Origin of the sequence: Luoshenia tenuis (assembly GCF_014384745.1) — a bacterium.
Lineage (GTDB): Bacteria > Bacillota > Clostridia > Christensenellales.
The window spans coordinates 985452-1011580 of the sequence record NZ_JACRSO010000001.1; the positions used below are offsets into that span (position 1 = coordinate 985452).

The 26129-nt window shown below is 56.4% G+C and carries 21 protein-coding genes, 1 rRNA gene and 3 pseudogenes; all 25 read right to left on the reverse strand.

Translation table 11 applies throughout. The features are described 5' to 3' along the window. Positions 1-4: 4 nt before the first annotated feature. The gene (gene prmC, locus H8699_RS04670) at positions 5-871 is read right to left on the reverse strand and encodes a peptide chain release factor N(5)-glutamine methyltransferase (RefSeq protein WP_249284687.1); all 867 of its coding nucleotides are present in this window, start codon (positions 869-871) and stop codon (positions 5-7) included. Continuing rightward, positions 872-1873: a DUF1385 domain-containing protein gene (locus H8699_RS04675; RefSeq protein WP_249284688.1), complete on the reverse strand. Its 1002-nt coding sequence runs from the start codon at positions 1871-1873 to the stop codon at positions 872-874. It abuts the gene before it with no gap. Positions 1874-2053: 180 nt separating this feature from the next. Next, on the reverse strand, positions 2054-2251 hold the full coding sequence (gene rpmE, locus H8699_RS04680; RefSeq protein ID WP_138296568.1) for a 50S ribosomal protein L31: 198 nt from the start codon (positions 2249-2251) through the stop codon (positions 2054-2056). Between the two features lie 108 nt (positions 2252-2359). Further along, positions 2360-4228 carry a transcription termination factor Rho gene (gene rho, locus H8699_RS04685; RefSeq protein ID WP_249284689.1) on the reverse strand — a complete coding sequence of 623 codons (1869 nt, stop codon included), beginning with the start codon at positions 4226-4228 and terminating at the stop codon, positions 2360-2362. A 303-nt stretch (positions 4229-4531) separates the two neighbouring features. Continuing rightward, positions 4532-5392 carry a 16S rRNA (cytidine(1402)-2'-O)-methyltransferase gene (gene rsmI, locus H8699_RS04690; RefSeq protein ID WP_249284690.1) on the reverse strand — a complete coding sequence of 287 codons (861 nt, stop codon included), beginning with the start codon at positions 5390-5392 and terminating at the stop codon, positions 4532-4534. Positions 5393-5396: 4 nt separating this feature from the next. After that, on the reverse strand, positions 5397-6140 hold the full coding sequence (locus H8699_RS04695) for a tRNA1(Val) (adenine(37)-N6)-methyltransferase (RefSeq protein ID WP_249284691.1): 744 nt from the start codon (positions 6138-6140) through the stop codon (positions 5397-5399). 99 nt (positions 6141-6239) lie between these two features. Next, positions 6240-7361 carry a C40 family peptidase gene (locus H8699_RS04700; RefSeq protein WP_249284692.1) on the reverse strand — a complete coding sequence of 374 codons (1122 nt, stop codon included), beginning with the start codon at positions 7359-7361 and terminating at the stop codon, positions 6240-6242. Positions 7362-7800: 439 nt separating this feature from the next. Next, complete coding sequence (locus H8699_RS04705; protein ID WP_249284693.1) at positions 7801-8808, reverse strand: carbohydrate kinase family protein; 1008 nt, start codon at positions 8806-8808, stop codon at positions 7801-7803. 134 nt (positions 8809-8942) lie between these two features. Next, positions 8943-9974: a TIM barrel protein gene (locus tag H8699_RS04710; RefSeq protein WP_138296573.1), complete on the reverse strand. Its 1032-nt coding sequence runs from the start codon at positions 9972-9974 to the stop codon at positions 8943-8945. A gap of 406 nt (positions 9975-10380) precedes the next feature. Beyond that, positions 10381-12306 carry a glycoside hydrolase family 127 protein gene (locus tag H8699_RS04715; RefSeq protein ID WP_249284694.1) on the reverse strand — a complete coding sequence of 642 codons (1926 nt, stop codon included), beginning with the start codon at positions 12304-12306 and terminating at the stop codon, positions 10381-10383. A 66-nt stretch (positions 12307-12372) separates the two neighbouring features. Further along, the gene (locus H8699_RS04720; RefSeq protein ID WP_249284695.1) at positions 12373-13323 is read right to left on the reverse strand and encodes an aldo/keto reductase; all 951 of its coding nucleotides are present in this window, start codon (positions 13321-13323) and stop codon (positions 12373-12375) included. Between the two features lie 25 nt (positions 13324-13348). Beyond that, on the reverse strand, positions 13349-14314 hold the full coding sequence (locus H8699_RS04725) for a CehA/McbA family metallohydrolase (protein ID WP_249284696.1): 966 nt from the start codon (positions 14312-14314) through the stop codon (positions 13349-13351). A 101-nt stretch (positions 14315-14415) separates the two neighbouring features. Continuing rightward, complete coding sequence (locus tag H8699_RS04730) at positions 14416-15666, reverse strand: enolase C-terminal domain-like protein (RefSeq protein WP_249284697.1); 1251 nt, start codon at positions 15664-15666, stop codon at positions 14416-14418. 154 nt (positions 15667-15820) lie between these two features. Beyond that, positions 15821-15985, reverse strand: a pseudogene (locus H8699_RS12585) (SH3 domain-containing protein); the annotation flags it as partial. A 45-nt stretch (positions 15986-16030) separates the two neighbouring features. Continuing rightward, a pseudogene (locus H8699_RS04735) lies at positions 16031-19072 on the reverse strand (SH3 domain-containing protein); the annotation flags it as partial. 241 nt (positions 19073-19313) lie between these two features. Next, positions 19314-19484, reverse strand: coding sequence for a DUF362 domain-containing protein (locus H8699_RS04740; RefSeq protein WP_138296579.1), 171 nt, complete (start codon positions 19482-19484; stop codon positions 19314-19316). Between the two features lie 115 nt (positions 19485-19599). Continuing rightward, positions 19600-20832, reverse strand: coding sequence for a PSP1 domain-containing protein (locus H8699_RS12520; RefSeq protein ID WP_249284699.1), 1233 nt, complete (start codon positions 20830-20832; stop codon positions 19600-19602). Further along, entirely contained in the window at positions 20829-21803 is a 975-nt protein-coding gene (gene holB, locus H8699_RS04750) for a DNA polymerase III subunit delta' (protein ID WP_249284700.1), read from the reverse strand. The genes H8699_RS12520 and holB overlap by 4 nt, the downstream gene beginning before the upstream one ends. Before the next feature lie 92 nt (positions 21804-21895). Continuing rightward, positions 21896-22225, reverse strand: coding sequence for a cyclic-di-AMP receptor (locus H8699_RS04755; RefSeq protein WP_138296581.1), 330 nt, complete (start codon positions 22223-22225; stop codon positions 21896-21898). Between the two features lie 72 nt (positions 22226-22297). After that, entirely contained in the window at positions 22298-22939 is a 642-nt protein-coding gene (gene tmk, locus H8699_RS12590; RefSeq protein ID WP_407943995.1) for a dTMP kinase, read from the reverse strand. 24 nt (positions 22940-22963) lie between these two features. Beyond that, positions 22964-23692 (reverse strand): annotated as a pseudogene (locus tag H8699_RS12595) (HAD hydrolase-like protein); the annotation flags it as partial. Then, a complete protein-coding gene (locus H8699_RS04765) occupies positions 23578-24996 on the reverse strand; it encodes an aminotransferase class I/II-fold pyridoxal phosphate-dependent enzyme (protein ID WP_249284702.1) in 1419 nt (472 codons plus the stop codon). The pseudogene H8699_RS12595 and the gene H8699_RS04765, both read right to left, overlap by 115 nt. Before the next feature lie 84 nt (positions 24997-25080). Then, entirely contained in the window at positions 25081-25290 is a 210-nt protein-coding gene (locus H8699_RS04770; protein ID WP_138296584.1) for a hypothetical protein, read from the reverse strand. An 89-nt stretch (positions 25291-25379) separates the two neighbouring features. Then, positions 25380-25895, reverse strand: a complete 516-nt coding sequence (locus H8699_RS04775) for a hypothetical protein (protein WP_249284703.1) — start codon at positions 25893-25895, stop codon at positions 25380-25382. A gap of 120 nt (positions 25896-26015) precedes the next feature. Further along, positions 26016-26129, reverse strand: a 5S ribosomal RNA gene (gene rrf, locus H8699_RS04780); the annotation flags it as partial.

Sequence of the window (26129 nt, forward strand, 5' to 3'; positions counted from 1 at the left end):
CCGCTTATTCGGCCGTATTTTTCCATTGTCCCGCGCAGCCGCGCAGGTTTCCCGACAGGTCGGGGAAGTTTTCCACGTTCTGAAAGCCGGCCTGGCGCAGCATCCGGCAAAGCAGGTCGGCCTGCCCATCCCCCGCCTCCAGCACGAGATACCCGCCGGGCGCCAGGTGTTGGGCGGCCTGTTCGATGATGCGGTGATAAAAATCGAACCCGTCCGAGCCGCCGTTGAGCGCCAGCTCCGGTTCAAAGTCCCGCACTTCTTTTTGCAGGTGCGGAATCTGCGAGCGCGGAATATAGGGCGGGTTGGATACGATCAGGTCAAAGGTCTCCCCCTGCACCGCCTCCCAAAGGTCGCCCTGGGCAAAGCGCATCAGGTCGGATACGCCGCACTTGAGCGCATTGGCCTTGGCCATTTCAATACAGGATGGGTCGATATCCGCGCAGGTCACCCGGGCCTTAGGCAGCTGTACCGCCATGACCACGCCGATGCAGCCCGAGCCGCAGCATAGATCCAATATATGGGGCTGGTCTATCTCCAGCTTGTCCGCGCAGCCCATCGCGTATTCACATACCGATTCGGTATCCTGCCGGGGGATCAGCACCCCCGGGCGCACCGAGATATCCAGCCCCATAAAGGCCTGGCGCCCGGTAATATACTGCAGCGGCATGCGCTTGCAGCGCTGCTCGATATAGCTGTCAAATACCTGCTGCTGCTCGGGGGTCAGCACCTCGCCCGAGTGCATGCGCATGGTCATCACATCCGTGCGCAGCGCAAAGGCCAGCAGCTCCCGCGCATCGTACAGCGGCGAGGGTACGTTCTGCGCGCGCAAAAGCGCTACCGCCTCTAAAATCGCCTGTCTGCGGGTACTCATCTATACACCTCCGGTTTGTTCCAGTTCCATTCGCATATCAGGTCGCGGGCTGGCCGCCTCCGCAGCGCATTGCGCGGCCATAAATGCGTCGTAATCCTCCGTTGTTTCCGCCTGCCCATCGGCCGCTTTAAACGCGGCGATGGCCACCTCCAGCATGCTATCGTCCGGCACACGGGTGGTCAGTCGCTGCAGCTGCATCCCCGGCCAGCGCAGCGCCCTGCATACGGGGTTTTCATGCTTAGCCAAAAACTTTAACACTTCATAGGAAATGCCCGTTACCACCGGCAGCAGCGCCACCCGGCCCACCACCTGTATCCACAGCTCGTCCGAGCGGATGACCGAGAATACCAGAATGGAGATCATCATCACAATCAGCAAAAAGCTGGTGCCGCACCGGGGATGCAGTCGGCTTTGCTTGCGGGCGTTCTCCACGGTCAGCGGCAGCTCGTTTTCATAGGTAAAAATCGTCATGTGTTCTGCCCCATGGTACTGAAAAACCCGCTGGATCTCCTTCATCCGAGCCGTCAGCCACAGGTAGAGAAAGAAGATGACCAGCCTGACCGCCCCCGTGCACAGGCTGCGCACCATGGGGTCCACCCATCCCGCCATCCATTGTGTGGCCAGCGAGGGCAGGATAAAAAACAGTCCGATGGCCAGTGCCAGCCCTAGGACCATGGCCGTCCCCATCATAATGCTGTCGGCCGATTTACCCGTCTTCCCGGATATCCACTGGGAGAAACGCCCCGGCTCCTCCTCTTCCAGGCCCAACATACTGGTCGCCTTGGTGAAGGTAAACACACCCATGCGCAGCATATCGATAAAGTTGATGACGCCCCTTACGATAGGGCACTTCATCACCCAACCCTTACGCGTCTTCGTCTCCGAAACATGCAGGGCAATACGGCCATCCTCCTTGCGTACGGCAATGGCCAAAAGTTGGGGCGAGCGCATCATTACGCCCTCCAATACGGCCTGCCCGCCAATTGAACTTACCTTTTGCATTTGCTCCCCTTTCAAACCCGGACCCCGGGTTTGTCACCATCTGTAATCTTCATCTTTTTATCATAGCACAAACAGGGGAGGATACAAAAGAGGCCACGAATAAATTCTATCCACCTTTGGGGATACGACAAAAAACAGGCCGGGAAAAATCCCAGCCTGTATTTCCGTCCAACGTGCATCTTACAGCCCGTAGCGCTTTTTGAAGCGATCTACACGGCCGCCGGTATCCACCAGCTTCTGTTTGCCGGTGTAGAACGGATGGCACTTCGAGCAAATTTCAACTTTCAGTTCCTTTTCGACCGAGCCGGTCTCGAAGGTCTCGCCGCACTGGCAGCGAACAATCGCCTTCCCAAACTTCGGATGAATGCCTTCCTTCATCAGAACTCACCTCTTCCGCGCCACAGGTAATGACGTGTAACAGCACGTCCTAAATGGCTGCTTTGATATTATACCATATGCCGGTCAAAATGCAAGCAGTTTTTTTATTTATTTCGGGATCGCGTAGCCTTCCTTTTCCATCATGCCCACCCAGTCGTTCAGTTTGACCAAGAATTCCTCATTATTACGGGTCTTTTCCATCATGGTCAACAACTGCTCGGCGGCCGAGGCGTTGTTGCAGCCCGAAAGCAGCTTGCGGATGCGCAGCACGCCTTCCAGCTCCTTAGGCGTAAGCAAAAGCTCTTCCCGCCGGGTGCCCGAGCGGTTCAGGTCGATGGCCGGGAAAATGCGCCGCTCCGAAAGCGAACGATCCAGGTGCAGTTCCATGTTGCCCGTGCCTTTGAACTCCTCGTAGATGATATCGTCCATACGGCTGCCCGTATCCACCAGCGCAGTGGCCAATATCGTCAGGCTTCCTCCGTTTTCGATATTGCGCGCGGCGCCAAAAAACCGTTTGGGCCGGTAGAGCGCGCCCGGGTCCAAGCCGCCGGAGAGCGAGCGCCCTGTAGGCTGTATGGTCAAGTTATACGCCCGCGCCAGACGCGTGATGGAGTCCAGCAGGATCACCACGTCCTGTCCCTGCTCTACGCGGCGCTGCGCGTGTTCTAAAACCATCTCCACCACCCGCGTGTGGTGTTCTGGCATCTGGTCAAAGGTGGAATAGATCACTTCGCCCCGGGTGGAGCGCTGCATATCCGTAACTTCCTCCGGCCGCTCATCGATCAGCAGCATCATCAGGTGCGCATCTGGGTGATTGTCGCTGATGCCATTGGCGATTTTTTTAAGCAGCGTGGTTTTGCCCGCCTTGGGCGGGGATACGATCAGGCCGCGCTGGCCCTTGCCCACGGGCGCGAGCAGGTCCACCAGACGCATGGCCATATCCTTGCTGTTTTTCTGCTCCAGGGTCAGCCGCTCCTCCGGGTAGATCGGCGTCAGCTGCTCGAAAGGCCGCCGCCCGCGGATGCTCTCCGGGTCCAGGCCGTTGACTGATTCGATATACAGCAGCGCCATATACCGCTCGCCCTCTTTTACCGTACGGGCCTTTCCACAGATCAAATCCCCTGTTTTAAGCGCAAATTTACGAATTTGCGCCATGGAAATATACACATCCCGGCTGCCGGGCAGATAGTTGTCCGACCGCAGGAAGCCGTACCCATCCGGCAAAATCTCCAGCACGCCTTTGGCATCCCCGCACTGTCCGGTGCGGATCCAGTTTTCCACCGGCCGCTGCAGGCGGTTGGCCTCTTCGCCGCCTTGGGGCTGCTGGCTGGCCTCTTCCGCGTACTGGTTCTGTACTGGCGGCCGGGGCGTATAGCGCTGCGAAGGGGCACGCTGGCCCTCTCCGGCATTGCTCTGCCAAGCGTCATTTTGCTGCTGATTATAGCGCGGGGCATACCGCGTATTGCTGTTTTGCGGACGCATGCGGCCCTGCATATCGCTGCGCACATAGCCTCGCTGTGCATTGGGGCGCATATAGGTGCGCTGTTGCAGCCCGCCATCCAAGCTCCGTTCACGTGGTGCGGGGCGGCGCTGCGCAGACCTGTAAGGCTCGCTAGGCGCATACCGCTCCACCGGAGTATCCGCTAATTGCACCGTTTCCTGCTCACCGGCAGGCACAACCTCCTCCTGAATCCCTTCCCGCTCGACAGGCGCAGCCTCTACCGGCTCTATCGTCTGGGCAGGTGCAGACGCCTCAGGACTCTCGGTCTTTCTGGGTCGTCCCCGGCGCTTTACCGGAGGGACGGCCGGCTGATCCGCCTGCCCCTGGATAGGGGGATTGTCCGCGGCAGATTGTACTTCCATCAATTTATCAATCAATTCTTGTTTGCGATAGCGCGTAATCGAGCGGATGCCAGCTTGTTGCGCTAACGCGCGCAGCTCTTGCAGGGATTTCCCGCTAAAATCATTTTCCGCCATAAAGCACTCCTTTCGCCGAAAACGCCATGCACACCCTTTTTTCAAGGGTACCACAGCGCAACGCTGTCCTCCATACCGTGTAGTCACAACTCATAAGCCATGAGGAAAGAGGGAACGACCGCCCTCAGCGTCATTCATTGCCAAACATTTAATTTTAAAATCTTTGACGAGAAGTAGAAAGATATGCCTGCTTTTATGCAGGAACCATTCATCTTTCATAAATAATAGCAAAAAGGATCAAGTTCCGTCAAGGCACAAATAAGCGAAAATTATATCAAACGTTAAGGGAAGTTGTCAATTCTATTAACTTTCTGTTAATTCTAATGCAATCTTATAAATATCGTCCTTTTTCACCTTGCGTGCACGTGCCAATTGCTTGATCGCTTCCTTTTTCTCCATCCCGCGATCTAGTAAAATTTTCAGTGCTTCTTCCACAGGCAACGCATCCAGTTCCGATAGCGGCGGCCGCTGCGGAGCGCCCTGCAACACGAGAACAAATTCCCCTTTGGGCGGATTCGCCTCAAAATATGCCGCGGCCTGCGCAACCGTTCCCCGGAAGACAGACTCATGTATTTTAGTCAGTTCCCGCAGCACGGCAATCCTCCGCTCACCGTCAGCCTCAGCCAGCGCCGCCAGCGTCCGGTTCAGCCGCTGCGGGCTCTCATAAAAAATACTGGTGCGCGTCTGCGCGAGCAAGTGCTCCATGGCCTCGCGCCTGGCCCGCCCCTCTCGTGGTAAAAATCCCTCAAATACAAAAGCGGTATTATCCATACCTGAGAGGACCAACGCGGTTAACGCCGCGCAGGCGCCCGGCAGTACGGTAAACGGCACGCCATGCTCAATACACAGCTGCACCAGTACCGCTCCGGGGTCGGATACGCCCGGCATACCTGCATCGGATACCATCGCCGCACTCTCTCCTGCCTGCAACCGCGCGACGATCTTTTCAGCGCTGGCGCGCTCGTTATGCTCATGGCAGGATAGGAGCGGTTTTTTAATTTCGTAATGGTTGAGCAGTTTGAGCGTATGCCGCGTATCCTCACAGGCGATGAAATCGACCTGCTCCAGCGTATGCAAAACCCGCAGCGTGATGTCCTCAAGGTTGCCAATAGGGGTCGCGCACAGATAAAGCCACCCCGGTGAAACCATATTACGCTCGCCCATTCTCTCACTCCGATCCATATATTTTAACCATTTCAGGCGTATAATTTCCCTGCGCATCATATAAGATGAGCGGAGCTTGCCAAACGGCGTCTTTACCGCCGCCGCGGGTGCCTTCCAACAATACAAGGCTGGGATCTCTTCCCGCCCTGGCCTGCACAATGCGCACGCGCTTAGGGGACAGGCTCGCCTTTCCCATGGCAATGATAGCTTCTGCCGCGCGCTGTGCCGGCAGCACCAGATCTAGTGCGCCCCGCGGGCATAGACATGCAGCCGCCAGCGCTATACACGCTTCCAAGGTCATCCCGCTCTCAAACCGGGCCAGCCGCTGCGCGGGGTCTTCCGGCATCGCACGCCCGTCATCCGGCCAATAAGGCGGGTTGCACACGATCAATTCGTAATTGCGCAGCGCTTTATGTGCCGGCAATTCTCTGGCATCCGCCTTTACGATATGCGCCTTCAAATCATTGCCCGCCAACGTGCGCGCTAGCATATCACAATTCTCCTGCTGTAATTCCAGAAAGGTCATCTCTACCCCAGGACAGTGCGCCATCAGCAGTAGCCCAACCGCGCCATTGCCTGCGCAAAGATCCAAAACACGCTTTGCCCGCATACGCCGCGCAAAATGTGCCAGCAATACCGAATCGGTACCAAAGCAGAAGCGATCCGGCCGCTGGATGATCTTTAGCCCATCGGCCTGCAAGTCGTCCAGCCGCTCGCCCGGCAACAGTTGCCAATCTTTATCTGCCATGTCGCCACCCCGCTCCCTGCACGCCTACTATAGGTCAGTATAACAAAATCGCCCAAGGGAATCTATACCCTTGGGCGATCAAAGTTGTTCGATTAGGTTTTACAGAACGCGCCGGCCCCAGCTGAAGCGCTGCTGATAATAACCAGAGGACAGGCTGCTGATCACCACGCAGCGGGCCTTACCGGAGCTGCAATGGATGAACTGGCCGCCGCCGATGTAAATACCGGCGTGATCGCTCAGGTCGTTATCGTCAACCGTGTTGAAGAATACCAGGTCGCCGGGCTGCAACGCAGAGGCGCTGGAGATCTTCGTGCCGTAATCAGAATAGCCCTGGCTCTGCGCGGTGCGCGGCAGAGAGATGCCATACTGACGGAACACATAGCACGTGAAGCCCGTGCAGTCAAAGGTATCTGGACCATTTGCGCCGTAAACATAGGGCCGTCCCAAGAACTTCTTCGCCGTGGCGATGATGTTCTGCGCCGAAGAGCTACCGGAAGAGCTGCTGCCGGAAGCCGTGTTGGACGGCGTTTCATCCTTCTTCGCGCTGGAGTCGTTCTTGCTGCTCGAGCTAGAAGAAGACTTATCCGTGTTGGAGCTGGAACTGCTGGCATTGCTGTTCGAGCTGGCCGCAGGCGTCTTAGAGGCATTCTGCTTGGAAACAGCCTTGGAGCTGTTCAGCTTGTCCTCCGTCTTGGGACCTACGATACCATCGGCCACCAAGCCGTTGGCGCTCTGGAACTGCTTGACCGCTTCCGTGGTAATCGGGCCAAAGTAACCCGTTACACTGGAGTGGGTATAATAACCCAGCTCTTTCAAACGGGACTGGACGCCGCTTACGCTATCGCCCCGGTCGCCCAGCAGCAGCAAATCATCACTGCTCGCCGCGCTACCTTCGCCGCCCACGCTGTTGATGAAATCACTGTAACTGGAGCCAAAGAGAAGCTTCAAGGTCTTCTCGCCAGCCACACCGTCAATCTCCAGGTCGTTATATTTCTGGAACTGAGACAGGGCAGAAGTGGTGATCTCACCATAATAGCCCGTCACATCCGCGAAATAGTAGCCCTTCTTGATCAGCTGTTGCTGGATCTTTTTAACGGCCTCCCCCTCGCTGCCCAAGCGGTACACGGTACCAGCCGCCTGCGCCGGAGCGGGCGAGAACCCTAATAAGCTGATAGCGCATGCGCCCGCAAGCAGCAGACTCGTTATCTTCTTACAATTCAACTTTTCACACCTGCTTTCCCCGAATTTACTGTAGCATGATTGATCATGACGTTATTATAGCGGATAAAAGGCCTTGTCCGCAAATCTTTTAACTCCGTTTAAACCCGATTTGGGCTTAAATTCCGGGTTTTATTACGTTTCCGTAATAAAACTATTAATATTTTCTTCGATTTCCTCTGTTTTCCTCCGGTTTTCAGGCTATTTATTACGCAATTTTAATAATTTATTAAATTTACGTAATAAATAGCTTCTCTTTCTGTTTGTAGCCCCTACATCTATTCTCTACCGAACTTGGCCTGAATCGGCCGTTCTTGCCGCCCCGGTAAACATCAGCTCCATCTCGGTGCCGACGCCGTACGCATTCCATTCTACCACAAAGGGCTCCGATAGGCCAGCAGAACAGCCATCGGAGCCCTTGTTCTTTTCCTTTGCTACAAAATCAGCGTAAGGGATATTCCTCGTAAAGGGACAGCGCCTGCGCCAAGGGACGCATCCCCTCCGTGCTGCCTTCTGCAGACAACGAGCAGGCCGCACTGGCAATGCCATAACGGATCGCCTCTTTTAACGGCTTACCCTGGTAAGCGCCATAAAGCACACCCGCGCAAAAAGCGTCCCCAGCGCCTACCGTTCCCTTGATATATCCCTTCGGGAGCACCAGGCTCCCCATCTGCACCAATTCCCCGCTTATGCAATCCAGCCCGAAAGCCCCTTCAGTGGCGTGGACCACGACCCATTTAGCAACGCCCATATCCTGTATCATGCGCAGCGCATCCGGCATATTCGCAGCGATTAACGCATCGCCCGCGCGCAGCGGGATCCCTGTGGTCTGTTCAGCTTCAAGCTCGTTGATGATGCAATAATCCGTGTATTTCAGCGCCGGCGGCACCAGCGCCTGGAAGCGCCCGCCCGCACCGCTGACCACATCGATGGAGGTTTCGATCCCCTGCTGGCGCGCCTGGCAAAGCAGCTGCGCCATCTTGGTGCCGTAGTCCGGGTCGGGCTGATCCAACGCCCCCAGCAGCAGGATATATCCCACATGCAGCAGGCTGATGTCCAGCTGATCCCAATTCATATGTCTTAAGGAAAAAAGATCGTTCGCGCCGGGATAGGTAAAAAAGGTGCGCTGTTTGGTCTGCTCATCGCTCATCACCGCCGTGAAAGCCGTGCGCCCTTCAAAGGCGATCTGTGAACAATCGATGTTAGGATAGGCGGCCAGGCGATCCATAATCAGCTTTCCGCCCTCATCCTCGCCCACAACGCCGATAGCTTTCAGCGCGAGGCTGGCATCCAACTTTGCCAGGTCCATAATCACGTTGCATACCGCGCCGCCGGTGGAGCGGATGATCGGCTCTCCAATCGTGGCAAGCTCCCCACTTTGCGGATAACGCGGGATGGGATAGATGATATCCTCTACCAGGTTGCCGGCCACGCCAATGCCCTTCGCCACAACGATTCCCCCTTATTTCGTGATTTTTAGCGGAGTTTCTACTATATATAGTATACTTCCTGGAGAAACGAAAGGCTATAACTCTTTATAAAAAGTTATAGCCCTTGTCTCCTTAGTCCATATCTATGCTAGAGCTAGCCGCGCATCAACAGCTCCATCACGTACATCTCCAGGCCCTCATAGTCCCGGTTCTTTACAAACTCGTCGCGCAGCGCATAGTCAAATTTCTCCGCCTTCTCTTCCAGCATCTTGGCGATCTTCAGGCTGTTCTCCAGGTGCTTGTAGCTGTCGGCATCCTTCGTGGTGCGCATTGCTTTCACATCCAGGCCCACATATTCGCCATTGCTGCCGTAGTTATTCTCTTTCAGAATACGAATCTGGTTAAAGGCCTGACGCAGGTTCTCCACGCCGAAGGTCTTATCCTGATCGAACTTGATCCCATTCTGATCGTTCAGGTGGACGCTCCACAGCTTGCCCATCGCAAGGCCAAAGCCGATCTCATTGGCCGGGTCCAACCCCGCCAGGATCGCGTGCGCGCTCTCCAGCAGGCCGCCTACACGGGAGGGATCTTTGGTCGCCGCGCTCAGCCCCATCACGTGCCCGATCGTACCGCAAAAGCTCCGGTCTACGGGCTCATTGGGCTTGGGCTCTACCAGAATCTTGATATTCTTATCATAATCCAACATCGCGTTGATGGCGTCGATCGTGTAGCGGATCCCATCTACCGCGCTCTTGCTCTCTGCGCACACCGTGCCTTCCCGCGCAAACCACAGCACCAGCTTGTCGCAGCCCAAGGCGTTTGCAATATCAATGGACCGCAGCGAACGCCACAGCGCAAACTCGCGGTCTTTAGGGCAATTCGCCGTGTATCCGCCGTCGATGGTGTGCGGATCCATCCACAGGCGAGGCGCCACAAACTCGGCTTCCAGCCCGTTTTCATCTAGCAACGCCTTAACTTTTTTCGCCTCGGCAATGATCTGCTCCTGCGTCAGCTCGTTGATATTGGGTACCGCATCGTCATCGTGGAATTGCACCGCGGAAAAGCCCAGTTCTTTAAACTTTTTGATCTTATCCGCTAAAGAGATATTCGCGCGTACCGCAGGGCCATAACTGTCCGCTCCATCGTGTACGTTCCACGGGCCCACAGAAAACTTGAATCCAGACATTGATTCTTCCCCCTTCAAATTGATTGCTTAACCGCCGGCCGTACAGCCGCTTGTTCTACTAATTGCAGTATAGCATTTTCTCCATAAAAAAAAGACGCCAACTCTGTTGTGTTGGCATGCCGATCCTGCGGTCTTTACAGCAAAAGGGACCTGCATGATCTGCAAGTCTCTTTCTAAAGGGGGGCATCTATATAAATGTAAATTAAGGGGGGCGATGTTGTGTAGCGTTGTATCGCTTACACTTATTATAATAATCATTATTTTAAAAAATGCAAGCGTTTTTGACTTTTTTTCATCTTTTTTTACATTTCGTTTAAAAATTAACAACCTTTCTCTCTAAAAAACCCTTGCCGCTTTCATTTACCGCGGCAAGGGTTTTGTTTTTAAACCTTTTCCACCAATTTATTTACTTTTCCTGCAACCATACCCGCATCTCTCCCTCGCCCCGGTTCGCCCAGGCGAAGTAGGGGATCAGCCTGATCTCCTGGGGGATAAACCGCGGCGGCTGAGTCGTATACAGCGCATCATCCGCCCCCTCCCGGCGCAGGCCCTCTGTTTTAAGCGTCATCACGCCGCCCAAGCAATTTTCACAGTATTCCGCATAGATCGCAGCGCCGCTTGGCAGCACCAGATTGTGCAGATCCTTGCCATTATCGGCCTCTTCGGCACAATAGACCATAGGGCCGTACTGTACCGCTACAAGGCCGGCATCATGGTGGACGGCGGCGTTTGCGTACATGCGCACAGGCTCCAGCGCAAGGACGAGCGTCACCTTATCTCCCTTCATCCAATCCCTGTGCAGGTACAGATATCCGTCCTCCACCGGCGCCTTGACCGCCTCTCCATTGACGCATACCGTGTATTCCTGGCACCAGCCGGGGACGCGCAACGCTAAGCCATAATGACCCGGAGAACGTATTTCGATACTGATCTGCCCGCCGTAGGGCAGGGTGCTGTCTACGCGCAGAGCTGCCAGCGTCCCATCCCCAAGCGTCACATCCAGCGTACCGCCGATATAGAGGTGGATATAAAGGTTGTGCGCATCATAACCATAGGCATATTGACCCAGCGACGAGATAAAGCGGGCCAGGTTGGGCGGGCAGCAGGCGCAGCCAAACCAGGGCTGGCGCTGTGGCTTGACCTCTTTAAAATCATGTACTTCCCGGGTCTCCTGCGGCCAAACCTCCAGGGGATTTACGTAAAAAAACCGCTCCCCATCCAATGAGATCCCGCTAAGCACGCCATTATACAGCGCGCGTTCTAATATGTCGGCGTATTCCCGGTTCGCGCCAAATTGCAGCATGCGCGAGGCGAAAAAGCATAGCCCAATGGCCGCGCAGGTCTCGCCGTAGATGGTGTCGTTAGGGAGGTGATAATCGAAGGTGAACGCCTCTCCATAAGCGGTGGAACCGATGGCTCCGGTTATGTACATACGCTTTTGCACCGTGCTGGCCCACAAACGCCTGCAAGCCTGGTACAGCGTTGCATCCCCGGTCTCCAGCGCCACATCCGCCATGCCGCACAGCATATACATAGCCCGCACGCTGTGCCCTACCACCTCCTGCTGCTGGCGCACCGGCAGATGCGCCTGAAAATACGCACGGCCAAACTCGCTGTTGAGCGGGAAGTGGTCGTTGGGTAGCTGTTGGCGTTCCAGGTCAAAATAATAGGGTTCCCGCCCGCGTTCATCGATAAAGAACTGGGCCAGATCCAGGTATTCCTTTTTTCCCGTCGTCCGGTACAGCTTGACCAGCGCCAGCTCGATCTCCTGATGACCGGGATACCCTCGTCTTTGCCCCTCTCCCGGGCCAAATTCACGAGCGATAAGGGCGACCATGCGCTCCATGATCTCCAGCAGCTTGCGCTTGCCGGTGGCCTCATAATAGGCTACAGCAGCTTCGATGAAATGTCCACAGCAGTATAACTCGTGACAGTCTCGTAGGTCTTTAAACCGTCTTTGCGGCTCCACCAGCTGAAAATAGGTGTTAAAGTAGCCATCTTCCATCTGTCCTTGCGCCATCAGGTCGATAATTTCGTCGCAATGCGCTTCCAGCTGCGCATCCCGCTCGCTCTGCAAGAGATAGGCCGCTGCCTCGATCCATTTAGCCAGGTCGCTGTCCTGAAACACCATACCCCCGCGCTCGCCCTTTATCTTGCCCGCCGCGATCTTCAGGTTCTGGATGCAGTAGCTCTTTTCCGCCCCCGGCACGCTATCGTTAAGCGCCCGCCACTGATAAGGGATGACCGATTCGCGCATCAGCCGTTGCGCACGGGAGATAAAGCCGTCTTGAATATTTACGTGCTTCATCGGCACCGCATGGATTCTATTCATCTCATCTTCCCCCTATTTTTAAAGGGCGCCGCAGATGCCGGCGCCCTTTATGTCTATCTATATTGTTCAGCGCAGCGTAAAATCGAAAAACGGGCTGGGGTTGATCGCCTCGATTTGCTGCAGGATCTCCTGATCCAGCGTCAGCTCCAGCGCCTGGATGTTTTCATCCAGCTGCCCCGGCCGCGAAGCGCCCAGAATCGGAATCACGTCCTCCCCGCGGTGGATCAGCCAGGCAATGGCCAGGTTGGCCAGCGATACCCCCAGGCGATCCGCTATAGTCTTAAACTGTGCAACCTTTTGCAACTGTGCCTGCCGCTTGGGGTCCTGCAACTCCTCCCCCGTCAGGCGGTAGCCCGCCTGGGTCCCGCCCAGGTATTTACCCGTCAGCATGCCGCCCTCCAGCGGCGAATAGCACAGCGTCGCCAGCCCAAATTTCTTGCACGCTGGCAGAATCTCCTGCTCTACATGCCGGTCCAGCATATTATAGCGGGGCTGGTTGGTCACAAACCGTTCCAGATTCATCCGGTCCGATACCCACAGCGCCTCCATGATCCGCCACGCGTCAAAATTAGAGCAGCCGATATAGCGCACCTTGCCCTGGCGTACCAGATCGTCCATCGCCCGCAGCGTCTCGTCGATCTCGCACTCTCCATCCGGCCGATGGATCTGATACAGGTCGATATAATCGGTCTGCAGGCGTTTTAAGCTGCGCTCTACCTGGCGCATGATCCGGTAGCGGCTGGCGCCCTGCCCGTTTGGGCCGTCATCGGTATCGATCTTGAACTTTGTCCCCAGGACGACCTCGTCCCGCCGCCCCTGCAGCGCCTTGCCCACCGCGATCTCGCTGGCGCCGCCGCCATAAATATCAGCCGTATCGATAAAATTTATGCCCAGCTCCAGCGCACGGTGAATGATCTGAATGGATGTTTCCTCCGGCACGCCGCTGCCCAGCCTGCCCGTGCCCAGCGCCACCCGCGAAACTTTAACGCCGGCACGCCCTAAACGAACATAACGCATGTATTTCTTCCCCCGTCTATCGATTCTAGTCCGCCAGATCCTCCAGCCAGATCGGCTGGCTAAAGGCCATTTGATAATCCTCGTCCACGCATTGCACCCGCATATAACGGTAGCTTGCCTTTACGGGATAGCTTGCCTCATACACCGGCGCGCCGCTAACATTATAAGTAGCGATGGGCGGTATTTCCGCATCGCCCGTATAGCAGACGATCCGCCGGCAAGGCGAACTGCGCACCACCAATACCCCATCTTTCACATAGAAACTCTCGATCGATGGACCGGTCGTGGCATAAAAGCGCCCCTCGCGCAGCGCGTCCGTCAGCGCCCGCGGCGAGTTATCCGCCGCCCAGACCATCATCCAGCCGCCGTCGAACTGGTCGCTTTGATGGGCGTCGTCCGAAGCGATGCCATAGACGCGTTTGCCGCTTTTAAGCAGCGCATCCCAAGGCCCCAAGGTATAGCCGATCTCCTTATCCAGAAATATTCCGTTGTTGAATACCTCGATCGCCCAAAAGCCCTCCAGCGCTTCGTAATCATCCAGCGCCATCTGCGTCCACTCCGGATATGCGATGGCGATCAAATTCTTGCCGCCATCGGTAAACGCGTCCACCTGGGCCTGCGCCAGGGCGATGTCATCAAAATCCCCCATAGGGAATTCCTGCTCATGCCGGTAGGGTTCCTCTCCAGCGCCAATGCACAACAGATGGTGCCATACTTTTGCCTCTCCATGACGGATGGTACCGTTCATCTCCATCCCGTTTAGGATCGTGATATCCGGCGAGCTTTTTCTCCAATAACGCTGGTGATCGGTAATGGCCATAAAATCATAACCCGCCGCCACATATGCGGCAATGGTCTCCTCTACCGAAAGCGCGCCGTCCGATCTTAGCGTATGCGTATGCAGCGCGCCCCGGTAAAACTGCCCCTCTCCTGAAAAAGGATGAAAGTCCTTCACTTCCTGTCCCCCACTTTGTCCTTTTTTCTCGTACAATCAGTATAGCATCCCACCAAAGTCCCGCACAATCCAACTATATTTACTAAATAGCTACAGGAATTTGTCAAGTGGGGTATATTTCGCGCTTAGCCGCGAATTTAAGGCGTCACGCTGGTCCCGTCCGGCAGGCGTGCCGCTGTCCAGCGGGGCGGCTCATGCACGCAGGGGTACTTAGCCGCCGCCTTTTCGTCGATCTCCACGCCCCAGCCGGGCGCTTCGTTCAGATAAATATAGCCATCGCGCGTTTCGGGCGTCCCCGGGAATACCTCGCGCAGCTGTTCAGAAATATGCGGCCACTCCTGGATGCCGAAATTGCGCGTTGCCAGGTCCAAATGGATATTGGCCGCATGGCCAATAGGCGATACATCCGGCGGCCCATGCCAGGCCGTACGCAGGCCAAAGGCCTCGCAAACCGCGGCTAGCTTACGTGCCGGCGTCAGCCCGCCGATCTGGCTGATATGGCAGCGGATATAATCGATCAACCGCTCAGAAATCAGCGGCATCCACTCCGTGGGGTTTACAAACAGTTCGCCCATAGCCAGCGGTATGGCGCTTTGGGCGCGTATCTGACGGAAGTAGGCCACCTGTTCGGGCGGCAGCGCATCTTCCAGGAAAAACAGGTCATAGGGCTCCAGTGCCTTGGCCAGTTGCACCGCATACTGCGGCGCCAGTCGTTCATGGATATCGTGCAGCAGTTCGACCTGGTCGCCCAGTTGACTTCGAATATGCTCAAACAACCCCACCGTCGTTTTCATATACTGTTTTGGATCATAATACGCGCCCTCTCGCGGATTTATGGTTTGGTGCAGCCTTTGATCCCGTCCGCCATAAAGCCCCTGCTGAATGCGCACATGGGTAAAGCCCTGTTCCATAAAGCGCCGCACATTGTCCTCTACCTCAATGGGGTCGCGTCCGTCGGCGTGCCGGTAAGCCAGCACCCCCTCCCGGCATTTGCCGCCCAAAAGCTGATAGACCGGCATGCCCGCGCGCTTGCCCTTAATATCCCAGAGGGCCTGATCTACCCCAGAGACCGCGTTATTGAGCACAGGCCCATTGCGCCAATAAGGGTTGACCATGCAAATATGCCAGATGTCCTCGATCTCATCCACATTGCGTCCCAGGATCAGCGGTTTTAAATAGGTTTCCACAGCGGTTTTAACCGCGGCTGCCCTTTGCGTATAGGTCGCACAACCCAGCCCATACAGCCCCGCATCCGATGTGTCGATGCGCACCACCACCAGGTTCGGCCCGGCATAGATCTCCTTGCCCGCTTTACCGGAAGCCTCTCCCTTTTGATCCTGCGGCGGCGCGGTCATGATGACGCGTACATCCCGAATGGTAACCGGCATCCCGTTTCCCTCCTCATTGTTTTTTATCTATCTTTAAAAACTATTCTACATTCTCCGTGGATATCCTTTCATTCAAATGAGATTTTGACAGAATATTTTATTCCTTGCTCCAAAAAGAAAAAGGCCGGGGAAATTCCCCGGCCTTTTAAACCGATCAATCCAAATATTGGGCGCTGACGTAGCCGCTTACGCTGCCCGCGCGGATGCGCAACCACTCGCCCAGGTTATCCAAGACCTCGACCTTGGTCCCCCGCGGCAACTGCCCGGCAATGGGATAGTTGGTGCCCGCGCCCGTGCGCACGTTCAGGGCGGATGCCGTGACCGTCATGGTCTTGCCCACGGCATCTGTATTGATATAATCCGCGCTGACATAACCCGTCGTCCCATTATAGCGCACTTTGTACCAGCCGCTGGTCGTTTCCAGGATCTCGACCGTCGCCCCATTGGGGATACGCGTTAAAATGGAAGCGCTGGTACTGGGGGACGAGCGCAGGTTCAGGCTCGTGGCGTTGACCTTGCCCGTGCTTACCGAAGGCGTGCTGCCGCCCCCGCCTTCGCCCTCCAGAATGATATATTCGGCGCTGACGTAGCCTACTTGGCCGTTATACTTGACCTTATGCCAGGCGCCGCCCTTCTCAAGAATATCCACCTTTGCTCCCCTGGGGATACTCCCGATCCTGGATGCGCTGGTGCTGGGGGCAGAGCGCAGGTTCAAACTGCTGGCATTAACGGTGCCGGTTGTGACGACCGTCTCGCCGCCGCCCTCGCCGGCGATCTTGATATACTCGGCGCTGACATAACCTACCTGGCCATTATATCTGATCTTATGCCAGGCGCCGCCTTTTTCAAGAATATCCACCTTTGCTCCATTGGGAATACGGGTCAACACCGTTGCACCTGTGCTGGGGGCGGAGCGCATATTCAAGCTGGTAGCGTCCACCGTACCGGTGGCGACCGCCGTACCGCCGCCACCGCCGCTGGGCAGCGGGCCCGTCAGACGTACCTCGCTGGTCTTTACATAGCCTGTGTAATCTCCACACACGACATAGTAATAGTTCCCCGACTGGTAATAGACCTCTACCAGGTTATCCGGCCCCATCTCGCCGGTGGTAGGTCCACCGCCCGGTCGCGAATAAATATAAACAGGATGGGTCACCGTCGACCAACCATAAACAAAGTCCTGTTCAGGCTCCGGTGTGGGCGTAGGCGTAGGTGTCGGCGTGGGTGTCGGCGTCGGCGTGGGTGTCGGCGTAGGCGTAGGTGTCGGCGTAGGCGTAGGTGTCGGCGTCGGCGTGGGTGTCGGCGTAGGCGTGGGTGTCGGCGTAGGCGTGGGTGTCGGCGTCGGCGTGGGTGTCGGCGTCGGCGTCGGCGTCGGCGTAGGTGTCGGCGTAGGTGTCGGCTGGGCCACGTCTACAATATCTTTGATATATTGCGCAGAGGCATAACCTACATCGCCATTATAGCGGACCTTATGCCACTCGCCGCCCTTTTCCAAAATATCTACTTTTGAGCCATTAGGCATACGCGCAACGATCGCTGCGCTCGTGCTGGGCTCTACCCGCAGCATCAACGCAGACGCATTGACCGTACCGGTCGCGACCACATCACTATCCGGGTTATCCGGCGGCGTGGGCTCCGGCGCATCTGCAATATCCAAATACTCGGCGCTGACATAGCCGACTCCGCCGTTATACACGATCTTGATCCATTCGGTGCCCTTTTCCAGCACCTCGACGACAGTGCCCTGAGGAATAGTCCCCATAGAGGCATAATTCGTGCCGGGGCCCTTACGCACATTAAGCGATGATGCCGTTACCGTACCCGTGGGCAGGTTGGGCTGCTCGCCGCCGCCCTCGGGACCCAGTTCGCCATCCAATACAATATACTCCTTACTGACATATCCCAACACGCCGTTGCAACGGATATAGTACCAATCGCCGGAGGTCGAAATGATCTCTACCGTTTCACCGCGCGCCAGAGAGCCTACCTTACCGTAACTGGTTCCGGGGCCAGAGCGCATGTTCAGGCTAGAACCTTGGGATACGTTTACCTTGCCCGTACCGATGATCGTCACGTTATAATCGGGCTTGTCCGGCTGGGTAATGCCTACCGAACCGATGGAAGCGCCCACAAAGTACAGGTCAAACAGAATCTGCTTGTAGTTCTTGCCATAATCCCGCGCCATTACCTGGGCGCCACGCTGGCTCATCCCCACACCGTGGCCGTTGCGGCAAATAGTCGCCTTCCAGGCGCTGCCCGCATCCTCCAGGGTAATCATCCTAAAGTTTACCTTTGATTCAGTATATGCCGCTTTAATATCCTCTCGTACATGCAGGGAGATGGTCTTGGTATAACTCGTACCGTTAGCCGTGGCACGTATGGTCATCTGCAGTTTCTCAAACTGCCGGTCCGGATTGGTAGAAAAATTGTTACGGGGATTGACCAGCTTAATATCCTGCAACTCATTGAGCGTAACACCGCTGGTGCTGCAGCCGATAGCCTGCGCCATCTTACCCGCGATCAGGCTGAACTCCGTAGAACTGCGGCTGAGCGTAGAAATGTCTTTCGGGATCGTCATGGTATACTCCAGCCCTTTGACATTTTTCGCCGCTTCTTTGTCGTACGGATCCTCCTTTACCACAAAGCAGCTAAAATCCCTGGTTGCACAGCCGCCCGCCCGGGCCGATTCTGTCCAGCCGCCATTGGTGGAGGAATAGTATCCCGGGACTACCGCGCCGTCCAGCATAATCACTTCGCCCTGTGTCGCATTAACCGCCGTAATACAGTTTCCGTAAGAGGCGTTATACCCACCGTACATCTGCGAGCGGTCATCATCATAAAGGTCATAATAACTGTTGCCGTTGGAGTTGACGATAGCAATCGTGTACGAGCGCGCGCAGACCGCCTGCGCCTTCATGGCCTCCATCGGCCAGCTATTGCCGATCTCATAGGGCAAAACGCCGTAAAGATAGTGCTCGATATATACATGGTTGACCAGGGCTACGCCCGAACCGCTGACCCTAAACTCCATGTTGCCGGGGTATTTATTGCCTCCCGCCTGCAGCGTACCCATGGCGCCCACGTCGTACTCCTGCATGTAGAAGCTGGAGCCCAGATTAAAGGTGCCCGCGCCGGTCGTCACCTGCAGCTGCCCGCCGCTGTTGCGTACGGTAATGGTGGATCCGCTTGAAATCTTGATATCGCTGCGCCCAGCAATAGAATATACGCCATTGACCTGTACGGCGATGCTGCCCGGCGTCCCCAACTGGGTGAGCAGTACGCGTACGGTGCTGTAATCCCGCGCGGCATTCGCCTGATTGCTGGGGAACAGCGGGCAAGCAAAAAATACCGTGATCGCCACCGCCAAAAAAACCGCAATAATTTTTTTCATCCCGTTTTTCTTCATCCTCTACCTTCTCCCAAGTCATAATCTATATCAATATACATACTTTTTCAACGAAGATTACACCATATATAGAAATCTCCGCGCTTATGGGGCTTTTATTATTCGACGCAAAATTCTATTTCCCTTTAAATATTAACAAAACTTTACAAATTTGTTATAGGTTTAAAATATATCGGCCCGCTATATATTAAAAAAACGCGCCCACCGCAAAAGCGGGGGCGCGTTTCGCCTCTAACCGTAATTAGGCCTCCTGGGGAGCGTCCACCGGGCAAACCTCGGCGCACTGACCGCAGGAAATGCAGGTATCGGCATCGATCACGTAAGAGCTATCCCCCTGCGAAATCGCATTAACGGGGCACTCCGCCTCACAAGCACCACAGCTGATGCAGGCATCGCTAATTTTGTAAGCCATCTCATTTCACCTCCCTTTAGAGTAACTCTAAAGCATTAGCCTTATCAATATACAGCGCTATTATAGCAGTTATTCCGCCGAAAAGAAAGGGCCATTTTGCACATTTCTCGTTTGTTTAAATCTGGCCGCTGCGGTAGCCGCCCCGGCGCATCTCTTTTTCGCCCTGACCTTCCGTCTGGCGGGGCTGCTGCGGCCTTTCCGGCCTTGGGCGCGCGCCCTGCGTGCGCGCCTGCTGCGGATGATCCTGCCGCTTCTCAGGCGCGGGGCCATCCCTGCGCGGCGGCCTTGCCCCGCCCCGGCGGGAACGGTTGCCGCCCCGGCTGCCTCGGCGCTGGCCGGCGGTTTTTTCCTGGCGCGCCTCGCGTACTTCGCGCGCTTCATGGTTCTCCCCAGCCTCTTTAGCCGGGTGTGCCTCGCGCGGCTCCCGGTTCATCCGCTCGCGCGGCGGCCTGCGCGGCCCATCCTGATTTTGCGGCCGCGGGGGCCGTTCCGGGCGCGGTTCCTGCTCCTTTTCCCCCTCTGCGCGCCGCTCTACAGGCCCGCGGTTGATCTCGGCAATGGAATATTCCCTTAAATCAAAGGTCCCGTCCGGTAAGGGGATGCGCACCTTTACCCGCTCGCGCACCAGGTTGTTGCCCAATACCAGCCCTGCCCCGTCTGGCGTATTGATTTCAGATCCCACGCGCGGCATCTTTTTAATGGTGCGTTCGTAAGTATCCTGCTCGTATTTCAGGCAGCAGATCAGCCGTCCGCACAGGCCGGAGATCTTGGTGGGATTCAGTGACAGATTCTGCTCTTTGGCCATCTTGATGGATACCGGCTGAAAATCGCCCAGATAAGCGTTACAGCACACGATCCGCCCGCAAGGGCCCAATCCCCCCAGCATTTTAGCCTCATCCCGCACGCCGATCTGCCGCAGCTCGATGCGCGCGCGGAAGGTGCCGGCCAAATCTTTGACCAGCTCACGGAAGTCCACCCGGCCTTCTGCGGTAAAGAAAAAAACGATCTTGCTAGCATCAAAGCTGTATTCCACGTCTACCACGCGCATATCCAGCCCGTGCTTATCCGCCTTTTGCTGGCAGATCGGCAATGCTTCTTTCTCCTTACGCGCATTATCCGCCACGCGCTGCTCGTCCTCCGCCGTTGCCAGGCGGACGATCTTTTTCAGCGGCGAGGCGATCTGGCTTTCCTCCACCTCGCGTTTAGAAAGCGCCACCTTGCCCATCTCCACGCCGCGCTGCGTCTCTACGATGACCGGCTGGCCTACCTCGACCTCCAGCTCCCCCGGATCGAAAAAATAAATTTTGCCCGTCTGTTTAAAACGGACCCCTACGATGGTCGACATCATGACATTTCCTCCAATAATTCGGAAAGCATCCGCTCGGCAGCCATGCCTGCGTTCGCATTGCCGGCGATGCGTTTTTGCGTTTCATATACCGTATTCATCATACCTTTTAGCTGGCCGGTTGTAAAGAGGCGGGAATTTTTCTCCAGTTCCGCCGCGTAATCCGCGTTCTCCAGTGCCTGGATACCGATCTTCATGCACAGCATATCTCGCAGCATGGATAGCCAAAAACCCAACAGCTGCACATTCTCCTCCCTGGCACCCTTAAAAGCGGTAAGCAGCCCCGGTACATCCTGCTTTTTTAGCTGCGTCACGGCACATAGCTGCCGGTAGGCCCGCTCCCGCCGGGCAAACAGATCATCGTCGCCCACCAGCTCCAGCGCCTTGCCGATACACCCGTCCGCCATGGCGCAGGCCGCTTCCATCCGCAAGGGATCCGCCTGAGGGGCCCGCTCCTGCAGCACGGTTTTTAAAATCCGGGGCTGAACCCGCTGCATATGCAAAATCTCGCAGCGCGAGCGCACCGTAGGCAAGATCATCTGCACATTGCCGGTCGTCAAAATAAAGATCGCATATTCCGGCGGCTCTTCCAGGGACTTTAAAAGGGCGTTTTGGGCCTGCGGCGTCAGTTTATCCGCTTGGGCGATGACAATGATCTTATACCGTCCCTCATAGGGCCTGACGGGCAGGTCCTCCAGTAATGTACGGATATCCTCCACGCCATTTTTACCCTTATCAGCCGTAAAAAGCGTATAGTCTGGGTGGTTGCCGCTGGCAAAGCGCACGCAGCACCCGCACCGGCCGCAGGGGCCCTGTTTGCCCGGCTGCAGGCATAGCAGGGTCTGCGCCCACCAGGCCGCCAGCGTCCGCTTGCCCGAACCCGGCGCCCCACATACCAGATAGGCATGCACATGACGCCCGCCCGAAATCTGCCCCATCAATGCAGACTGCAACTGTTCCTGCCCGATCAGCACCGCGCGCACCATCCTTTCTTTTACAATAATACGGCCGCCATGTTTGGCGGCCGTATTTCACTTCATCGGTTGATCTCCCTTGTACAAAGGGATTACATCTTTTTAAACTGGTCTACGTTGAGCACGAAAACCGTGGCGCCGCCCACGGTCACCTCGATGGGATAGGGCACGTACATGCCGGTAATCCCCGCGACCGGGCTGGGCGAAGTAGCGATCTGCTTGCGGCTCTTGCAAACGTTCTCAATGATGGCCAGCGCGCCATCTAATTTCTCATCGTCCACGCCGATCATCATCGTGGTATTTCCTACGCGCAGAAAACCGCCGGTGGTCGCCAGTTTCGTTACGCTGTAGCCTTCGTTCATCAGCGTTGCGATAACCCGCTGGGAGTCCTCATCCTGCACGATGGCGATAATCATCTTCATATTGTTCAACCTCCCCTTTTTGCCGGTGGCAATTCTATATCCATTTTCCCTGTTTCCTACTATTATTATACGCTATGTCCGGCTTAAATGCAAATATTCCTGCACGGCCGATAGCACTTGCTGCCACACGTCCTCCAGCGAGCGATCCGCATCCACCACGCGGATTCTTCCGGGCTGGCCCTTGGCCAATTCCATAAACCCCGCACGCACGCGGGCGCGGAAGTCCTCCCCCGCCGCCTCCATCCGGTCTAAAGTCTTGCCGCCGGTTGCATTGCGCTGCATCCCGCTTTCCGGGTCCAACGAAAAATACAGCGTCAGGTCCGGCATCCATTCTCCTATAGCCTCGCGGTTGATCTGGGCCACGCGCTCCACGCCCAACCCCCGACCCGCCCCCTGGTAGGCCAAGGAGGAGTCGATAAACCGGTCGCACAGCACGATCTCTCCCCGCATCAAGGCCGGGACGATCACCTGGCGCACATGCTGCGCCCGCGCGGCGGCATATAAATAAGCCTCGCAAACGCCGTCCATCTCGTCGTTTCCGATGTTCAGCAGAATCTCTCTGATCTGCTCGGAGATCGGGCACCCTCCCGGCTCCCGGGTCATCCGCACACAGTAGCCCCTCTCCTCCAACGCCTGTTGCAAGCGCTTCATCTGCGTGGTCTTCCCGGCGCCATCCTGCCCTTCAAAGGTGATGAAGTATCCCCTCTGGCCCAATAGAAAACGCTTTAAATCTTCCACCCGTTCAAATATTGTCGTTGGATCGCAACCTTCCATCTCGCCCGGCAGCCCATACCCCCAGCGCACGCCCAATCCCGGGATCTCGTTATCCCGCGCGCCCTGCAGGTCGTCCCGGCGGTCGCCCACCATGGCACAGCGGCCGGTCACCCAACCCTGATCCAGCACGCAGCGGATAATGTCCCGCTTCTTTCCAAGGCTGGCGTCCAGAGATGCGCCCTTGACATAATCAAAATAGCGCAGGATGTCAAAATGCTCAAGAATCTGGCGGGCATAGATCTCCGGCTTTGCCGTACAAAGGATGATGCGGACACCGGCCTCTTTCAGCTCCGCCAGCATCTCCCGGATGCCGGGGTACAATTCGTTTTCAAACATCCCCTTGGGGACAAAGTATTCCCGGTAGAGCTTGACCACCTGCTCCAGTTGCTCGCCTTCCATCCCATAATAGCGCCGGAAGGAATCGCGCAATGCCGGGCCCACAAAGGCCTCCAGCTTTCGGGGGTTATCTTCCTTTATATATAGTTTATCCAGCGCGTAAAGAATCGAATGGATAATACCCTCCTTTGAGTCGGACAGCGTTCCATCCAGGTCAAATAACACCGTATCAAAAGGTACCCTCATATTTTCACCACCGCAATTTTTTGTTCCGCTACGCCAAATAGTCTCGCTCCCTGGCGCTGCTGCTCCAGCAGGCCCATTATGATCTCCCGTGTGATCCCTTCCCCCGGGCATACCGCCGGAATCCCGGGGGGATACGCGCCGAAGGAAGCGGCCGCGATTCGGCCATCCGCCTGGTCTAACAGAACATCCTCCCGCGCCGAGAGCACCGCTTCCCGAAGGGGCATCTGCCTTTCGGGCAACGGCAACGCCACGCCGGAAGGGTATTTTATTTCCTTCCGTCCGCTATGTGCGTCCGCCATTGCGCAGATGGCCTGCAGCAATTTTTCTATATCATCCGCGTCATCCACCATCGTCGTGATCGCCACCACGTGATCGCGGTCGGCCATCTCCATTTGGATGCCAAAATGCGCCCTCAGCCATTGGTCCGCTGCATAACCGGTCATCCCCAGTTCCTTTACGGATAAGACCAGCCGGGTAGGATCCTGGCAAAAGACGCCCGCCCGTCCCACAAGGCTCGGACAGGATATCCCCTCTACCTGCGAAACGGACGCTCTAAACTTTTGGAGTGTTTCCATCAGAACGCACAGGCGCGCGCTCCCCTGCATTGCAGCCGTTCGCCGGGCTATATCCAGCGACGCCATAATCAGATAATTGGGGCTGGAGCTCCCCCCCAGCGCCATGGCCCGCCGTACCTGCGCCGGATTGATCTCTTGCGTTGTGTGTAAGACTGCCCCCTGCGTTAAGGCCGACAGGGTCTTATGCGCCGAATCCACCCACATGTCCGCCCCGGCAGCGCCTGCGCTCATCGGCAGCGCAGGGTGAAAGGCAAAGTGGGAACCATGCGCCTCGTCCACCAACAGGCTAAGGTTCGCCGCATGGGCGACCTGTGCGATCTGCTCGATATCGGCACAAAGGCCATAATAATTGGGGTAAGTGATAAAAACAGCCTTAGCCTCAGGGTGTAGCCGGATGGCATGCGCCAGCGTTTCTACCGCTATAACGCCCGGCAGGCCGGATACGCTATCGCTGCCCACCGGCAGCCAGACCGGTTCAAGCCCCAGCAGTGCCATCGCATCGATCGCGCTGCGGTGTGCGTCCCGGCCCACTAGAACATGGTCGCCCTGGCGCAGCGTTACCGCCAGCATCGCGAATATCCCCAGCGAAGCGCCTCCTGTGGAAAAGAAGCTATGCCCCGCCCCGAACGCCTGTGCCGCCAGAGCCTCAGCCTGCGCAATGGGGCCTTCGCCGGCATATAAGTCGCCTGTTCCCGGCACCTCGGTTACATCCCACGCCAAAGGAAAAGCCTGCAGCGCTCCGTCACCCTTCCCCTTATGCCCCGGCATATGAAGGCGCACGCTGGCCTGTCCCGCATAGCGTTCCAACGCTTCACACAGCGGCAGCCTGTCCTGTTCCATTATATTCCTCCTCGAAATGGGCAAGAAAAAAGAGCGGCCCTTTAAGCTGCTCTTGTTTGTGCACCGCTATAAGCCCGTATGTCCTCATTCTACCGTCCGGGCCAGCCATTCGTCAAGGATACCCGGGGAAATCAGGCGATAAATCTGGCCGATCAGTTCGGGTTCATGCTCGTGGGCGCGCTGTTTAATGATCCTTCCCTCACAGCTTCTGCAGAGCCTTCCACCCGGCAGGCGCATCATATGCCCCCCGAATTTACCACAGCATGCGCAGCACCCCAGGATAACCTTACCCAAATCCAGCACCTTCCTTGTTCGCCATATGCCATTAGCCTTTACCTTTAGCATATGTTTTATACCGCGCAAGGTGCCTGTACGCCTCAATTTTAGTCATCTTCTACGTCGGCATCGGGCGTTTTACGCCCGGCACGTACGTCCTGAAGCATTTTGACCATCCGGGCGTCTGGCTGAAAATAAAACCAGCCCTCCCCTTTCTCGGCGCGATAAGAAAGATGGAACCCATTCCCCTTTTCATAGCAAAAGTATTGTCCACGGCCATTGACCTTCGCTTTTGCGCCGATGCCCGTGATCGCGCTGACCGGCAGGGTGAGCAGCGCCGTGGTTTTCTTCCCCATCGTACGGTAGATCGTCAACTTTTCGCCATACAATTCATAAGTATAATATCCCATCCGCCTACGCCCGATGAAGATCCCCAGCAGGATCACCAATGCAATTGCCACGTAGCTCGGCCAAGGCCCAAGCTGCGGCGCCGCTGCCGCCAAGACGTAAGTAAGAAAGGAGATCAGCAGGACCATGCCGGCCAAAAGCAGCGTAACGCCTATTCCCTTTAAGGTACCCAGCTTTTTGGGGTGCGCCTCTACAGTGTAATGTCGTGCGCTCATAGCATCCTCCTGTCATATGCTTGTCTGTTTCCCACTTTACCATATATGACTAAAAAAAAGCAATAAAAGCAGTAGTAAAAAAAGGAACAGCGCTGCTCAAGCGCAGCGCTGTTCCATAACATCCGGCAGCGTCCTACTCTCCCGGGCCGTCACCAGCCAAGTACCATCGGCGCTGAAGGGCTTAACTTCTGTGTTCGGTATGGGAACAGGTGGTTCCCCTTCGCCATCGCCACC

Bases quoted from the DNA above. Each gene is read 5' to 3' on its own strand.
- prmC (WP_249284687.1), bottom strand. From the start codon at position 871: ATGAGTACCCGCAGACAGGCGATTTTAGAGGCGGTAGCGCTTTTGCGC.
- H8699_RS04675 (WP_249284688.1), bottom strand. From the start codon at position 1,873: ATGCAAAAGGTAAGTTCAATTGGCGGGCAGGCCGTATTGGAGGGCGTA.
- rpmE (WP_138296568.1), bottom strand. From the start codon at position 2,251: ATGAAGGAAGGCATTCATCCGAAGTTTGGGAAGGCGATTGTTCGCTGC.
- rho (WP_249284689.1), bottom strand. From the start codon at position 4,228: ATGGCGGAAAATGATTTTAGCGGGAAATCCCTGCAAGAGCTGCGCGCG.
- rsmI (WP_249284690.1), bottom strand. From the start codon at position 5,392: ATGGGCGAGCGTAATATGGTTTCACCGGGGTGGCTTTATCTGTGCGCG.
- H8699_RS04695 (WP_249284691.1), bottom strand. From the start codon at position 6,140: ATGGCAGATAAAGATTGGCAACTGTTGCCGGGCGAGCGGCTGGACGAC.
- H8699_RS04710 (WP_138296573.1), bottom strand. From the start codon at position 9,974: ATGTCTGGATTCAAGTTTTCTGTGGGCCCGTGGAACGTACACGATGGA.
- H8699_RS04715 (WP_249284694.1), bottom strand. From the start codon at position 12,306: ATGAATAGAATCCATGCGGTGCCGATGAAGCACGTAAATATTCAAGAC.
- H8699_RS04720 (WP_249284695.1), bottom strand. From the start codon at position 13,323: ATGCGTTATGTTCGTTTAGGGCGTGCCGGCGTTAAAGTTTCGCGGGTG.
- H8699_RS04730 (WP_249284697.1), bottom strand. From the start codon at position 15,666: ATGCCGGTTACCATTCGGGATGTACGCGTCATCATGACCGCGCCGCCG.
- H8699_RS04740 (WP_138296579.1), bottom strand. From the start codon at position 19,484: ATGGCTTACAAAATTAGCGATGCCTGCATCAGCTGTGGTGCTTGTGAG.
- H8699_RS12520 (WP_249284699.1), bottom strand. From the start codon at position 20,832: ATGATGTCGACCATCGTAGGGGTCCGTTTTAAACAGACGGGCAAAATT.
- H8699_RS04755 (WP_138296581.1), bottom strand. From the start codon at position 22,225: ATGAAGATGATTATCGCCATCGTGCAGGATGAGGACTCCCAGCGGGTT.
- H8699_RS04765 (WP_249284702.1), bottom strand. From the start codon at position 24,996: ATGGAACAGGACAGGCTGCCGCTGTGTGAAGCGTTGGAACGCTATGCG.
- H8699_RS04775 (WP_249284703.1), bottom strand. From the start codon at position 25,895: ATGAGCGCACGACATTACACTGTAGAGGCGCACCCCAAAAAGCTGGGT.